The sequence below is a fragment of the Aquimarina sp. genome (assembly GCF_977115655.1).
Genome location: NZ_CDSBKO010000008.1, coordinates 21,026 through 34,245, shown reverse-complemented (window position 1 = coordinate 34,245; position 13,220 = coordinate 21,026). Strand labels below are relative to the sequence as shown.

Sequence of the window (13,220 nt, the reverse complement as noted above, 5' to 3'; positions counted from 1 at the left end):
GCATATCGATACGGTACAGGAACTTCTATCATAGTTGTTACTTATCGGGTTAGGGGCATTGGCGGGGCATATCCTGGAACCATAGCAGCAGGTTTCTTAGTAGCTACAAAGCCAATTCCCCCGATCAGTAACAATCCCACGACACCTCCAGCAACCATAAGAATGGTATTTCTGGATTTTTTGGCTTCTTCCTTCATTTTTTGGATTCGGGCTTCTTCCTGACGTTTTTGCTCTTCTTCCCTTTTTCGTTGTTCTTCCCGAAGCCTGCGCATTTCTTCCTGTTGTTTTGCCTGACGTTCCTGTTCGCGTCGCTGCATTTCCTGCACCTGGCGTTGCATGTCCATCTGGATTCTTCGGGATTGGTCGGCAATCCTTTGGGATTCTGCACGGGAAGCTGCCAGTGCTGCACTATTGGCAGAACTACTGCTGGTATTGCTTGCTCCTCCAGAACTTCGACGTCTTCGTTTTTTACCTAAAAGACCTCCGACAATCCCTATGGCTCCTTTTGCCAATGCGCCCCAAAACGCATCTTCTTCCTCTTCTTCCACAAAAGCATGGTACTCCTTGTTTTCTAATTGCAATAGCTCTTTGCCATTTTTCTGGATATGCACTGTAACCAGATCCCCCAAATCTTCTATAAATTTAGATTCGGTATCTTTTAGCATGGTAACGGTAGCTGCAATAAGCTCTTTGCGATTGGGAGCTTCTCTAAACCGTATGCCATGATCCCCTAACAAGGAGATTACGGTATCGGGGCGCTTTAAGATCAAGTGACTGATCAAATCAATCGCCTGATTATAATCTTGTTGTTTTCTGGTCTTCATATTTTGTTTATTTTTTTAATACCGAACATAGCATAAACCCACCTAGAAAGCTCAACCCTATAAAAAGCAGTTCTTCTTTGTTAAAGGAGTTGCTTTTGGGTTTTTCTACTATAGCAATGGGAGTGTCCTCTTTTGAGGGCGTATCGGTTTGTAACAGGCGACGTTGCCGTAATTCGTTCCATACCATCTGTACTTCCCCAGCAAGCTTGGCATCTTTTGGGTTGGCATTGGATTTTTTGACGATACGGTGGTAGTATTTCTCCAGTTCCTTATCCGAGGTATCGCTAAACTGATCTAAAAAGCTGTCTTCATCCCCAGATCCCATATAATTGGAATGCCCACAAGAACCACAGAAATTATCTTCTTCCAGATAGTTGTCTTCACTACAGGAATTACAACTTCCTTTTTTGGGGGCTTCTTTTTTTTGTAGGCTCAGGATTGCTTTTTTATCGGGATGTACTTCCATTAGTTTGGAGATAATGGCAGTTCCGTTTTTTTGCACCAGTTCTTTTGTAGCTTCTACCAAATGGTGTATGTTCTTTGGGGGTTCATACCCGCAGTCATACAACAGGCTTCGCACCGGGGCAGGATTACTATAAACAATATATGCAATGCTGTTTTGTGCAAATCCCTTGGGTATAGTTGAATTTCTCATAGGTTTGGGTTGCGGTTAGGATTTCCAAAAGCGGATACAGCCAAAGCAGTATGCTATAGACTGTATCCTTTTGGAAAACAAAAATCAGCGAATGTATTATCGTGTTCGTTTTTTCAAATGCGAGGTAGCAGCCTTGGAGGGTAAAGCACGTTTTCTGCGTTTTATTCTTCTGCCCAATACCCTTGGTCGCCTTTGGTGCATCATGTCCAATTGGGGGAGTCCTGTAGCTCGTGGCGTACGGGACAGTTCAGCTACATTGCGCCCATTTAAAAGGTTGCCCATATTGGCACGTACCCGAATCGTAAAGGTAAATACTGCTTTGGTTTGGGGATTGATCGTTAGTTCTATAGAGCTCTGTCCGCTCACATTCATCGCAAATCCACCAGAATCTACCATGTTTTTGTCAAAATTCTGTGGGGAACTGGAATTTCTGGGTTGCCATACACGGGTGGTAATGGTTCCCGAGGCGGTTTTATTGACAATCTTCAGTACATTGTCAAACTGCAAGGCATCACTTACCGAATATTTTAACCCGACAATCCGAAATGGATTGGCTTTACTTTCTTCCCGAACTTCCTTATGGCTGCTTTCCCCAACTTCTACCGTAACGCCATCGGGTTGTTCAACTTCTTTATTTCCACCAAAAATGGTGGCAATCTTTTCTTCATCGGTAGTGTTTTTAACCGTTACTGTCAAGGTACGGTCGTTAGCGTCTATCTTGCCAAGGGTACTACGACGGTAATCGTCATAATCTTCTTCGTATTCCATATAGGTATCTTCTTCTTCGGGTTCGTCCTCATAACTGGCATAGTCGTCTTCCAGACCTTCTAATCCGGTATCGTAATGGTCTTCTTCTTCGTCATATTCCTCGAAACGGTCATCAAAGTCATCATAGCGGTCTTCGGCATCGTCCTGATAGCGCATTAATTCATCATTGTAACTCATCTTGTTTTTGGTATTGTGCCATATGCTATGGCGGTTTTGTAAGGGTGTTTTTGGTAGGGTTTGTTAAATACAGGAGATCCAACCTTTCTAAAGGTTTAGGATACAGACTTTGCCAGCGAGGCTTTTTTCGCTGCAGCCAGTTTTTTGGCTTTTCTCTTGTCCCATAACGGGCGAACATAAAATGCTCCAATTCCTGTAAAAGCTATTGCGGATATTACAATTACCGCTGCGATAGCTCCATAATCCAAATCTTTTTCGTTTGCCATTTCTTTTGTCTTTTTTTAGTAAATAGGTGGCTCGGTTTCTAAACCTTGAAGGGCTAAATTCTGGTAGTAATTCCAATATTCCTAGCACCATATTTACTACGGGGTTGCAAAAAAAACAAGATCGTAGAGGTAATAGGAAATACAGAAGAGAGAGGTGTAGTAAAAATAGTTAGTGGTTATATAAGAATTCAGGATGTTTTTAATAGATATCTTTAAAATAGGAAGCTATCGCTTATCAATAAAACGAACTCTATAGAAAATTTATTTTTTTTGGGGTTCATTAAGATGCACTATATTTACCTTTCGACCTAAACACTACAAATAAGCATACCTAAAAAAAGTACCAATATGAAAATAGATTTTGAAAATTGGAATTTTGACGTAATCCCAACAATTTTTATTTGTATATGCTTACCACTGTTTTTATATTTTGCTTATTGGTTGTTTATTACTGGAATTGTTGGAGCTATACGAATGTTAAGTAGTAGAAATTGGAAGCCTACCATTGGGAAAGTGATAGATTCAGAAATTAGATTTATAAAATTTGGAGGAGGATCAGAAGACCCAGTAAGCTTTGAATTTGTTCTAAAAAAGACCTATACCTATTCTGTGAACGGGAAAAAATATGAATCTAATCAAACTCTAGCCTCGGATTCCTTATACCAAAAGGAATTTAAGCCTATGTCTAAATTTCCGAAAAAGTATGGGGATTATAGAAAATACCCTAACTTTTTGGATGCTGAAAAAAATATAAAAGTTTGGATAGGGAGACCTATTACTGTATACTTTAATCCTGGTAACCCAAGAGTAGCTTGTTTAGAGAATAGATTTGAAAAAGAAATATTATTACCAATTTTTATGGGGTTGATATTTGGAATCGGGTTAACTTATTTTGCATATTATATATTAAAACCATTATTTCAATAAATGCTATAGTGGTGCAATGGTAGTTTTTAAATTATAGCTGTATTACTATCTAACAAGTTATTCTATTTTTGCTATAATATTCTAGATCACTATATACCCATTTGTAGCTTCTTTTTTTATGATAATTCAAATATTATAATTTAGATTTTTGAATAAAAACTATATAGGATTATCTACAAGGATAATTTTGGAATTCATTATTTGAAGGCTGTCTTTTATTTCTTCTTTATTTCTAAATATCTACAAATATTATTGGATTCTGATAATACCAGAACTTAGTATATTAGAACCGTTAATTATAAAGAGGGAATTACGTCTTTGATAATAAAAAGAAAGATATAAGATTTTGAAAATACGATTGAATTAATCTCTAAAATCGTAAAGAAAACAGGAACACTTTTTCTAATATTTCTGGTTTGTTACTTATAGACACGGCTCCTAACATAAGGGTTAATAAACTGGTGGTTTTATTGACCTATTGGTTAGAAACCGAGGTATACAACCTATCAAGTTCAATAAAACGGTTCATTTTCTAAGTTTGCGAAATAACACTTAAATGAACTATTATGTTATTTGGATATGCACGTATTAGTACTCCTTCCCAAAAGTTTGATTTGCAAATCGACGCTTTGCTGAAAGCAGGAGTAAAAGAAAAGAATATTTATAATGATGTTTCTTCCGGAGCAAAAGCAAATCGAAAAAACCTTGATTTACTTTTAAGCAAGTTACGTGAAGAAGATGTAGTCATTGTTTGGAAGATGGATCGAATCGCTAGGAGTGTTTCGCATATGCTAAAACTTGTTGATGAATTTGAACAATTAGAAGTGGGTTTTAGAAGTTTACAAGAACCTTTTATTGATACAACATCTGCCTATGGAAAATTTGTGCTAACCATTTTTAGTGCTGTTGCCGAAATGGAACGCAATATTATTGTGGAGAGAACATTAGCTGGACAGGAAAGTGCACGGAGAAGAGGCGCTGTAATTGGCAGACGAAAGGGACTAAGTAAAAAAGCCGAAACAAAATCCATTTTGGCAGAGAACTATTACCGGGATGAAAAAAATCAGCTTTCTATTGCTGAAATTATGAAACTGGTCGATATTAATTCAAAAGCCACTTTATACAAATATCTAGCTTATCGTGGTCGCAGGAATTGCATTGTTTGTAAAGCTATGTTTTGGGATAAAGATCAAGATTTCGATAATGCTTGTTGTTCTAAACATTTTAAATAAACGGGGAAATTAATTCTATTTTTTAATTTTTTTAGTAATTTAGAAGCAACGTAAAAACTTATTACCCCATATTCAGTTTAACTCTGGGTATGGGGTGTTTTATTCAAAAAAAACAACCACTGTGGAAAACCGTAATTAACTCGTTGATAAATTATTGATATTGCAAGACTATAATATGAAAAATGATAACTAAAAAAAATAATAGTTTATGGCATTGTGGCTGAATGGCTAGGCAAGACTCCGCAAGAGTCTTTATAATGGTTCGAATCCATTCGATGCCTCGAAATGAATTTCAAGTAATAAAAAGAATTGACTTAAAGTATAAATAAACGATTATAAATATGAAATACAAAATTGTAAAAGAGAGTTCAATATCTAAAATAGAATCGACCGTACAATCACTTTTAAATGAAGGTTGGATTCTACAAGGTGGAATTTGTGTTGATGCTACAGGTACCGGTTTTGGTATCTTTGCTCAGGCTTTAATTTTAAAGTCTGAATAACCGATCACTCCTGGACCAAGAGGATATTCTATTGAATCTCTAGTTTCATCAATGGGATTAACAAAAAAAGAATGGACCAGGTTAAAAGAAAAAGGAATTAACTATTTAGATGATTCCGATATCAATTATATAAACAAGTATTTTGAAACACATTAAAGTCTAAATAAACGATGGAATATATTTTACACTCCGATAGTCTTGATCCAACAATGAGATATGAATCTCTTGCTAAATATGCATTAGGTTCTGACCATGAAGATGCAAGAGCTACAGTATATGATTTTGTATTTGTGCCAGAGACATCAAAAGATGGTGTTGCGATATTTAAAAAAATATTAGATGGTTTAATCAGGAAGGAATCTAATAAAACCGAATTGAAAGCAATTAAAGATTCTTTAGAAGAAAAAATGAGTCAATTAACTGCAATAGAGTTGATAGATTATCTAATAAAAATAGTAGAACCTAAAGTTCAATAAACCGATGGAAAATAAATACTTAGAAATAATCAACTACTTATTAAAAAACCTAAAACAGATTGAGTATCAATCAGAAAATATAAATAATTATTCAGAAGATCAGTATACTTTAAATGCTGCAAGAGAAATTTCTAATATAGCAGGAATAGCAATTGGGCATGTAGAGGAAAGACTAAAAAATTAAAGTTCGATAAAACGATGAAATATAAATTTATAGGTCAAGAAAATAGCGATGATGATCATCATTTGTATTTACAATTTGGTTCTAGCAATAAATCTTTAGAAGTTGAGATTAGAATGGAAACGGAATTACAACATCCCGTTGGTGAAAAAATGTTAATTGATGCTGAAGAAATAGATAATTTAATTAAAGCACTTCATGAGATTAAAGAAGAAATAAGCAGGAAAAATCTGACACTTTTAAGATTATAAAAGATAATTAAAGTTCAATAACATGATTAGACGATAAATAAAGATTTTTTTATTTCATTATTAGTGTTCATTATGACAACTCAGGAATTATATATAAAATACATTGAGAGAGGGCAGTTTAATAACCCTGATTATGAAAGGGATGATGAGCTACTATCCTTATTTAAAATTAAACACTCTACGCTATCAAATGAGCAAGAGGATCAACTCATTTACTATTTAATGAAAGATGATCAAGATTGGATGTCTATGTATTTTGTAGCAGATTTACTCTATTTTTATTCTGATTTCGGATTGGATTTGATGGAAAATATGCTCCAAACCGGAGTTAATTATTCTGACCCTAGCTTTAACCGAATATTTCTTAGACCGTGTATAAGAAGTAAAAAAAGAAATGCCACAATGAATTGGTTGATAAATAAATTTAAGCACGGAACTTTAATTGAACGAATTGGAATTTCTAAACTATATTATTGGTTAGGGTTTGAGGAAGTAGACATATCTCAATTAAAAATTGAGATTTATAATAAAGCTAAAACCTCTAATAATATTATCGAACTATATTTTTATAAATTGGCAATTGGTAGCCTGGGATTTAGATTTAAACCAATTCCAAAAGATACAGATAGTTTAATTAAAAAGGTAAAAGGGAATACAGAATATGAAAAATTCTTGACTGAGGATTTGAAATGGAAAATGTAATAAAACGAATACCAACAATTTGTTGTATACATACTGATTTACAAGAGATGTTAAAGTTCAATAAAACTATGACTTGGAGAAAAGTTTGCTCATTAATAATATTACCCATAGGTATGTTATTTTTGTTTGGTGGTATTATATTCAGAATTTTACATTGGGCAGGACAACATTTTTTGCTCTATTCAGGGCCAATTTTAATAATAATAGGAATTGGGTTAATTTTATGGGATAACAAAGTTCAATAAAACGATTGAAAAATGAAAGAGCTAACTGAAATAAAAGTATATGCTACTGGAAAAACAGATCCTTTCATCGAATCTGGAACACCCATTTTACAGATTCAAAACGGAGAAGTAAATGTTGGTAGAATAGTTTATGACCTAAATGATGAGTGGTCTCTTCATATTGACCATCCAGAAAACAATCAAGAGGTAAGTTCTCTTGCTCTTGAATTACTAATTGATAAAGAACCAAAGTTTCTAAAAAGTGAAAAATCAGTTATTGTTTTATGTCCAAAGAGAATAGCGGACAAAATAAATTGGCATAAGTGATTATAAAAAGTAGTATAACCTAAAAATTAAAGTTCAAAAAAACGATAAGTTTTGCGTAGTATAAGTTTAAAAGTTCAATAAACCGATAAATAAAATTAGAAGAATGATTCAACTAAATCTAACCAAACCAAAAAGTACGAAAAAACTTGTATTATTATTTACCTTTTTAATTCCATCGTTGATAATATGTCAGGTAATAAATAGTAATAAAACTACTGTTGCCCAATTTTATGATGGACAAGTGAAAACAGTAGAACTTAACGGTGGAAAAGTTGAAGGTCAGTTTAAACTTGGATTTTTAAGTTGGTCGACTCCATATGAATATGTAAAATACCCGGAAATTAAATCTGCCGAGAAGCACAACACATTTTTTATCAATTTAGGAATTACAAATTCAAGTAGTTTTCTTAATTTAAATAGTTTTGATTTTAAGGAAAAAAATGGATTTGTTGTAGGTGCAACATTTCAACATTCATTTAGTGAAATTTATCTAGCAGCAGATACCACAAAGTATAATCCCCATAAGTTAAAAGCTTGGACTGTAGGGTTAAGTTACCAACAGGATAAGTTTAAAAACGTTGATCCTGTAAGGGATGACATACAAACTGCTACACCAGATAAACTCCTGATTAAAGGGGGGTATAGTTTGTATATCTTTAGATACAGAGATGAGGTAGATTTTAAATATAGTTGGATTCCAAGTTTCAATGGTGAAATAAATATTGTAGATTACAATTCTACGAAGTTACAGAACTATTTACTTAACTCTAATACAGCAACAGACGCTGATGTGACATTTACAAGTAGTACAAGTTTTGATGGTAAATACGGAACTATTGAGAATAATATTAGTTCCGCAAACTTATCTATCTCATCCCCTTTTGTTCCTGAATCTTCTTTTTGGAAACTACCTATTTTATCTCCAATCCCTTATGCTGGGGTAAGTGTATTTGAAGAGGATAAACCAAGATGGAACGCTGGGATAGCCTTAGGACTGCTTTCAAGTTCCTTGCTAAATTCTGAGAGAAAAGAAAAAGATGGTGGTGTTTACCGTAAATTTAATGCACCCTCTTTTTTAACTGTTGGTGTCGATTGGAATTATCAAGATGGTGTGGGTAGTAAGCCAAACTATTTTGTAGCTGGAAGTATCAAGCTTAAATAATAAACCTAGATAACGGGAAAATGTTTTTCGTGAGTGATATTAAATTAAAAGTTCAATAAAACGATAAGGATTTCTAATATGTTTTAAAAAGCCATATGCGCAAATTATCTGAAATATTAATTAATATCGATAACTTTATACCTGATGATGGTATTTGGTTAAAATTAGACGATTTACTTATTGAACTTCAAGAAACCAATGAATTACCAAATGGGATTAAAAACTTATTCAAAATTTTTGAGAGATTTCCTAATGAGGATGGGGCTGGTGTATTTTGGGCTATTTTGCACAGTATAGAAAGTGTAAAAGACTACGAAATTGATTTACTAAAATCTATAAAGAGAAAACCAACTGAAATAACTATTACTATGCTACGAAGAATTCATAATAGCGGTCAAGAAAAGATTGGTGGAATCAAAGTTTTGGACATTTGCTTAGATAGTCTAAGTCACAAAAAAGCGGATAATGATGTTATTGATGAAATAAAGGATTTGATAAATGATATTATAACTGATGATTAATAAAGTTGAATAAAACGATTGTTGTAGGGCATTTAAAAAAACATTGAAGCGCAAAGAAATATTGAAATAATATGGCAAACGAATTAGAAAAAGCTATAACTGTAAAAGAAGCAATAGATAATATTGATTCAGGAGACCTGCTTCTTCCTTCAATTCAAAGACGATTTGTTTGGAATACAAGACAAATTGAATTTCTCTTTGACTCAATTATGCAAGATTATCCGATAAACACATTTATGTTTTGGTCAGTAACTGATGCAAACATTAAAAATCAGTTTCGTTTCTACGATTTTTTAAGAAAATATATCGAATACAAAGGCGGAAACAATGAAGAAAGAAACACAAATGGATACAAAGATTTTAAAGCTGTAATTGATGGACAACAGCGATTGAATAGTCTTTATATAGGTTTAAAAGGAACGTATGCTTACAAAAAGTATGTATACCGAAAAAAGAAATATCAAAAAGATGAGCGAGATTATCCAAGTAGGAAATTATACTTAGATATTCTGAATCCAATTATAAACGATGAAGAAAAAAAAGTTTACGATTTTCGCTTCCTCGTCTATAATGAACACGAACAACAAAACACAAAAAAAACAAAAGTAATCTTTGATGAAGAAGGAAAAAGACACGAAGTTGAATGCTTTTGGTTTGAAGTTGGAGAAATTCTGAAATTCCAAAACGAACACAGCGTAATTACTTACCTTTCAAAAAACAACCTTGATATTGGTGGTTTTCCAGGAGAAACATTGTTAAAGCTTTACAAGCTAACAAACGAAAAACCAATAATAAATTTTTTCTTAGAAAAGAATCAAGATTTTGACAAAGTACTTTATGAGTTTATAAGAACTAATTCAGGTGGGACTACACTTTCTTTTGCTGACTTATTAATGTCAATTATAACAGCATCTTGGGAATCAGGAAAATCTACAAAAGGTGCACGTGAAGAAATTGACGAATTAATCAGACAAGTAGAATACATTGGATTTGGAATTAATCAAGATTTTGTTTTAAAAACTTGCTTGGTTCTATTCTCAGCGGATATCAGATTTGCGTTAAAAAACTTTCAAGGAGAAACTATTCAGAAAATAAAATCTGAATGGGGAAAAATAACAAGGAGTATCAAATCAAGCTTTGAGCTTGTGAAATCACTATCTTTTAATAACCATTCTCTACGGTCAAAAAATGCGGTTATTCCAATAATCTACTACATATACCTAAAAAATTGTTCAAACGACATTAACAAAGATAATAAGCACATTAGTAATAAGTCAATCATTAAAAATTACCTTCATCTTTCGCTTTTGAATAAGCTATTTGGTGGTAGTTCAGATGGGTTTTTAAAATCAATAAAGCAAGTGATTGAAAAAAACTATGAAGGTAATTTTCCATTAACTCAATTGAGAGATAAGTTCAAAGGTACTAATCGTAGCTTCTTGATGGACGAAGAAAAATTAGAGAATATCCTTAGAACCTCTTATGATAGCGTAGATAGCTTTTATGTATTGTCACTTCTATTTCCAAAATTCAATTTTGAGTTTAAGAATCCGAATATTGACCACCTACATCCAAGAAGTCAATTTGAAAATTCAAATTTCAGCTTTCTAAAAGACGAAGAAGACGTTGAGTTCTATCATAGCCATTGGAATACTGTGTTGAATTTGGCCTTACTTTCAGAAGAACAGAATAAATCTAAGAACAAATCAGAATTAAAGAATTGGATAGAAGAACAAGAGAAACATAACCTTGGAATAAGAAACACACTTTTAATACCTGAATCAGTTGACTTGAAATTTGAAAACTTTAAGCAGTACATTCAGGAGAGAGAAAAGTTGTTAAAGAAAATAATACGAGAAAATACGGAACAAGAAAAAACGCCCTACATTGTTGCTAGGTAATTGACTGTTCTCGCATGCTTTTGAAAACCCTCGTGAATTTTCAGTTTGGTGTGTACCAGCAAAGTTTAACGCTAACCTATGCAACTACTCATAGCAGAGATCGTTAAAAGTTTAATAAAACGATAAAATCAAATACCCTCAATGAGAGAATGTCATATTTTACTTGCTGAACCATTCACACCACGTGATTTTTTTTCTAAAAATTTAATAGAGGTATTTAACCTTGAAGTTATAGATACATCAAAATTATTTCGATTTGAGATACAAACTAAGAGTGTTATGGGTAAAGAAGTGCTTTCATACATTGAAAAAGGTAAACTTGTCCCAAATAAATTAACGATTGAGCTATTTAAAAAACGAATAGCTTCTACCAATGCAAACTTTTTAATTGAAGGATTTCCCAAAACTAATGAACAGTACGACTTATTGAAAAGTTATTTTACTGATTCAAAAATATCTATCAATCGTATATGGTATTTAAAGTTGAACAACGTGAATTATTCTGTGGAAAAAATGTATAATGAAAGTATAAATCATAATAAGAAACATGGAATAACTAAAGACTCAATAAAAGATAAAATAGTGAACTACATTGATAATGTAGGTACAATTGCTAAACATATGAAAATGAATAGTAAATTAATAACAATAGAAATAGACCGAGAAAGGAAAAGTTTAACGGAGCAACAGATCTTAAATAAAATCAATAAAGTTCAATAAACCGATTAAAATTTTAATAAATATGAATAATGTAATTAGTTTTCCAAGTAATTATCCAGAAGGTTGTTCTGATGATTTGATAAAGGATCTTATTACAAAGTTTCAAAAACAAATTGTCGAAAATAATTACAGAAAAAATCCGGTTATAAGGTCAAATGATTATCCATTATTAATTGAACAGGGTAATAAAGAGTTAAATATTAGGCTACAAAAAAGATTAATTTCAAACCTAGAAAAATCTTCTAAAAGGCAAAGAGAATTAACCTGGGCAATAATAATTATTGGGGGAGCGAATTTAGTTTTAGGAATATTTAAATTACTCAACATAATAAATTAAAAGTTCAATAAAACGATAACTAAAGTCACAGTTTTCTGTAAAGAATTACAAAAATTAAAGTTAAAAAAATGATAATCACAAATGGAGGAAGTTGATAAACACTTTTATGATCGGGCTGATGAGCATATTAACCTATCAAATGATCAATTAAATACCGAAAGTAAAGGAAAGGTAAGTGCTTCAATGATGTATGGCTTATCTAGATTTAATTCATGGGTGAGTGCCTGTGGATGGAATAGCAGTGAAGAAATGAAATCTGCTAAAAAAGAAACTCTTAATTATTTTGTAGATGAATATCGAAAAATGCTTGAAGAAAATCTTGATGATTACATTAACAATTTTGATGAGTATATGAAACCTAAAAAATAAAATAAATATACAGCAAGGTGTCTTGTAAATCATAGTGACATCTACAGAGGTAAGTAATGCAGTATTACCTTAAAGTTTAGTAAAACGATTGCTTAAATTTAATTTAATATTAAAATATTTTTGATATCATTTTTTGTGATATGTTTGATTTTAAGACTTTTAGATCAATGTGTTCGATTGATTAATTTTGAAAGAATCTTAAACAATTAAAAAATGATCTTTTTAGCCCAAGCCCAATACTTTCCAATTGAAAAATTCCTTTTGGCAATAGGTACAATTATTCAAATAGGTGGATTAATGTATTTGCATTATAAAATCGATTTAACAGAAAAAAAGATAAACGAATTTGATAAATCCGAACCTGAAATTTTTGTAAAAACCATGAAAAAAGATTTTGAGGAATATTTTAAAAAAATAGATGATATAAGAAGACTAGAACGTCAATTTACATTAAAGAAATATAAATATTCAAGAAAGGGAATTTTGATTATAATTGCTGGTGCACTATTACAATTAGGATCTATTTTCTTTTAATAATCAAAGTCTAAATAAACGATAAATAAGAAATAAGCCTAATTGGGTTTATACAATTAGTATAAATTATGGATTCTCAGTTCCTTTCATAAAATAAAAACCCTTAATTTACGGCTTTTTCTTTTTGAAATAATATAGTATTGAACCTACTTATCTGTTAAAG

Annotated in this window: 19 protein-coding genes and 1 tRNA gene; 16 read left to right on the top strand and 4 right to left on the bottom strand. The window is 32.1% G+C overall.

The annotated features are described in order from the left end of the window. Positions 1–41: 41 nt before the first annotated feature. The 4 genes from ACZIYX_RS04865 to ACZIYX_RS04850 form a co-directional block, all read right to left on the bottom strand. Positions 42–824 (bottom strand): hypothetical protein, encoded by a 783-nt coding sequence (locus tag ACZIYX_RS04865; protein WP_462681076.1) that lies wholly within the window; start codon positions 822–824, stop codon positions 42–44. 7 nt (positions 825–831) lie between these two features. Then, positions 832–1,479, bottom strand: a complete 648-nt coding sequence (locus tag ACZIYX_RS04860) for a hypothetical protein (RefSeq protein ID WP_462681075.1) — start codon at positions 1,477–1,479, stop codon at positions 832–834. 96 nt (positions 1,480–1,575) lie between these two features. Next, a complete protein-coding gene (locus ACZIYX_RS04855; RefSeq protein WP_462681074.1) occupies positions 1,576–2,424 on the bottom strand; it encodes a hypothetical protein in 849 nt (282 codons plus the stop codon). A 95-nt stretch (positions 2,425–2,519) separates the two neighbouring features. Continuing rightward, the gene (locus ACZIYX_RS04850) at positions 2,520–2,690 is read right to left on the bottom strand and encodes a hypothetical protein (RefSeq protein ID WP_462681073.1); all 171 of its coding nucleotides are present in this window, start codon (positions 2,688–2,690) and stop codon (positions 2,520–2,522) included. Positions 2,691–3,038: 348 nt separating this feature from the next. Between ACZIYX_RS04850 and ACZIYX_RS04845 the strand changes: the two genes are divergently transcribed. The 16 genes from ACZIYX_RS04845 (at position 3,039) to ACZIYX_RS04770 (ending at position 13,057) form a co-directional block, all read left to right on the top strand. After that, positions 3,039–3,617 carry a DUF3592 domain-containing protein gene (locus tag ACZIYX_RS04845; protein ID WP_462681072.1) on the top strand — a complete coding sequence of 193 codons (579 nt, stop codon included), beginning with the start codon at positions 3,039–3,041 and terminating at the stop codon, positions 3,615–3,617. Positions 3,618–4,183: 566 nt separating this feature from the next. Continuing rightward, a complete protein-coding gene (locus ACZIYX_RS04840; RefSeq protein WP_462681071.1) occupies positions 4,184–4,849 on the top strand; it encodes a recombinase family protein in 666 nt (221 codons plus the stop codon). 210 nt (positions 4,850–5,059) lie between these two features. Continuing rightward, positions 5,060–5,130: transfer RNA gene (locus ACZIYX_RS04835), tRNA-Cys, on the top strand. A 60-nt stretch (positions 5,131–5,190) separates the two neighbouring features. Beyond that, the gene (locus ACZIYX_RS04830; RefSeq protein WP_462681070.1) at positions 5,191–5,352 is read left to right on the top strand and encodes a DUF1737 domain-containing protein; all 162 of its coding nucleotides are present in this window, start codon (positions 5,191–5,193) and stop codon (positions 5,350–5,352) included. A 209-nt stretch (positions 5,353–5,561) separates the two neighbouring features. Further along, positions 5,562–5,828, top strand: a complete 267-nt coding sequence (locus ACZIYX_RS04825; RefSeq protein ID WP_462681069.1) for a hypothetical protein — start codon at positions 5,562–5,564, stop codon at positions 5,826–5,828. A 4-nt stretch (positions 5,829–5,832) separates the two neighbouring features. Beyond that, positions 5,833–6,012 carry a hypothetical protein gene (locus ACZIYX_RS04820; RefSeq protein ID WP_462681068.1) on the top strand — a complete coding sequence of 60 codons (180 nt, stop codon included), beginning with the start codon at positions 5,833–5,835 and terminating at the stop codon, positions 6,010–6,012. Positions 6,013–6,026: 14 nt separating this feature from the next. After that, positions 6,027–6,260, top strand: a complete 234-nt coding sequence (locus ACZIYX_RS04815; protein WP_462681067.1) for a hypothetical protein — start codon at positions 6,027–6,029, stop codon at positions 6,258–6,260. Positions 6,261–6,332: 72 nt separating this feature from the next. Next, positions 6,333–6,962 carry a hypothetical protein gene (locus ACZIYX_RS04810; protein WP_462681066.1) on the top strand — a complete coding sequence of 210 codons (630 nt, stop codon included), beginning with the start codon at positions 6,333–6,335 and terminating at the stop codon, positions 6,960–6,962. 257 nt (positions 6,963–7,219) lie between these two features. Continuing rightward, the gene (locus ACZIYX_RS04805) at positions 7,220–7,513 is read left to right on the top strand and encodes a hypothetical protein (RefSeq protein ID WP_462681065.1); all 294 of its coding nucleotides are present in this window, start codon (positions 7,220–7,222) and stop codon (positions 7,511–7,513) included. Between the two features lie 103 nt (positions 7,514–7,616). Next, positions 7,617–8,675 carry a hypothetical protein gene (locus tag ACZIYX_RS04800; RefSeq protein WP_462681064.1) on the top strand — a complete coding sequence of 353 codons (1,059 nt, stop codon included), beginning with the start codon at positions 7,617–7,619 and terminating at the stop codon, positions 8,673–8,675. A 95-nt stretch (positions 8,676–8,770) separates the two neighbouring features. Then, positions 8,771–9,196: a hypothetical protein gene (locus ACZIYX_RS04795; RefSeq protein ID WP_462681063.1), complete on the top strand. Its 426-nt coding sequence runs from the start codon at positions 8,771–8,773 to the stop codon at positions 9,194–9,196. A 71-nt stretch (positions 9,197–9,267) separates the two neighbouring features. Further along, positions 9,268–11,097, top strand: coding sequence for a GmrSD restriction endonuclease domain-containing protein (locus ACZIYX_RS04790; RefSeq protein WP_462681062.1), 1,830 nt, complete (start codon positions 9,268–9,270; stop codon positions 11,095–11,097). Between the two features lie 141 nt (positions 11,098–11,238). After that, entirely contained in the window at positions 11,239–11,817 is a 579-nt protein-coding gene (locus ACZIYX_RS04785) for a nucleoside monophosphate kinase (RefSeq protein ID WP_462681061.1), read from the top strand. Between the two features lie 22 nt (positions 11,818–11,839). Beyond that, positions 11,840–12,154 (top strand): hypothetical protein, encoded by a 315-nt coding sequence (locus tag ACZIYX_RS04780; RefSeq protein ID WP_462681060.1) that lies wholly within the window; start codon positions 11,840–11,842, stop codon positions 12,152–12,154. 81 nt (positions 12,155–12,235) lie between these two features. Beyond that, positions 12,236–12,523: a DUF3144 domain-containing protein gene (locus tag ACZIYX_RS04775; protein ID WP_462681059.1), complete on the top strand. Its 288-nt coding sequence runs from the start codon at positions 12,236–12,238 to the stop codon at positions 12,521–12,523. 213 nt (positions 12,524–12,736) lie between these two features. Further along, positions 12,737–13,057, top strand: coding sequence for a hypothetical protein (locus ACZIYX_RS04770; protein WP_462681058.1), 321 nt, complete (start codon positions 12,737–12,739; stop codon positions 13,055–13,057). The last annotated feature ends 163 nt before the right edge of the window (positions 13,058–13,220 follow it).

Coding starts and splice junctions, on each gene's coding strand:
- ACZIYX_RS04865 (WP_462681076.1), bottom strand. CDS start 824: ATGAAGACCAGAAAACAACAAGATTATAATCAGGCGATTGATTTGATC.
- ACZIYX_RS04860 (WP_462681075.1), bottom strand. CDS start 1,479: ATGAGAAATTCAACTATACCCAAGGGATTTGCACAAAACAGCATTGCA.
- ACZIYX_RS04855 (WP_462681074.1), bottom strand. CDS start 2,424: ATGAGTTACAATGATGAATTAATGCGCTATCAGGACGATGCCGAAGAC.
- ACZIYX_RS04850 (WP_462681073.1), bottom strand. CDS start 2,690: ATGGCAAACGAAAAAGATTTGGATTATGGAGCTATCGCAGCGGTAATT.
- ACZIYX_RS04845 (WP_462681072.1), top strand. CDS start 3,039: ATGAAAATAGATTTTGAAAATTGGAATTTTGACGTAATCCCAACAATT.
- ACZIYX_RS04840 (WP_462681071.1), top strand. CDS start 4,184: ATGTTATTTGGATATGCACGTATTAGTACTCCTTCCCAAAAGTTTGAT.
- ACZIYX_RS04830 (WP_462681070.1), top strand. CDS start 5,191: ATGAAATACAAAATTGTAAAAGAGAGTTCAATATCTAAAATAGAATCG.
- ACZIYX_RS04825 (WP_462681069.1), top strand. CDS start 5,562: ATGAGATATGAATCTCTTGCTAAATATGCATTAGGTTCTGACCATGAA.
- ACZIYX_RS04820 (WP_462681068.1), top strand. CDS start 5,833: ATGGAAAATAAATACTTAGAAATAATCAACTACTTATTAAAAAACCTA.
- ACZIYX_RS04815 (WP_462681067.1), top strand. CDS start 6,027: ATGAAATATAAATTTATAGGTCAAGAAAATAGCGATGATGATCATCAT.
- ACZIYX_RS04810 (WP_462681066.1), top strand. CDS start 6,333: ATGACAACTCAGGAATTATATATAAAATACATTGAGAGAGGGCAGTTT.
- ACZIYX_RS04805 (WP_462681065.1), top strand. CDS start 7,220: ATGAAAGAGCTAACTGAAATAAAAGTATATGCTACTGGAAAAACAGAT.
- ACZIYX_RS04800 (WP_462681064.1), top strand. CDS start 7,617: ATGATTCAACTAAATCTAACCAAACCAAAAAGTACGAAAAAACTTGTA.
- ACZIYX_RS04795 (WP_462681063.1), top strand. CDS start 8,771: ATGCGCAAATTATCTGAAATATTAATTAATATCGATAACTTTATACCT.
- ACZIYX_RS04790 (WP_462681062.1), top strand. CDS start 9,268: ATGGCAAACGAATTAGAAAAAGCTATAACTGTAAAAGAAGCAATAGAT.
- ACZIYX_RS04785 (WP_462681061.1), top strand. CDS start 11,239: ATGAGAGAATGTCATATTTTACTTGCTGAACCATTCACACCACGTGAT.
- ACZIYX_RS04780 (WP_462681060.1), top strand. CDS start 11,840: ATGAATAATGTAATTAGTTTTCCAAGTAATTATCCAGAAGGTTGTTCT.
- ACZIYX_RS04775 (WP_462681059.1), top strand. CDS start 12,236: ATGGAGGAAGTTGATAAACACTTTTATGATCGGGCTGATGAGCATATT.
- ACZIYX_RS04770 (WP_462681058.1), top strand. CDS start 12,737: ATGATCTTTTTAGCCCAAGCCCAATACTTTCCAATTGAAAAATTCCTT.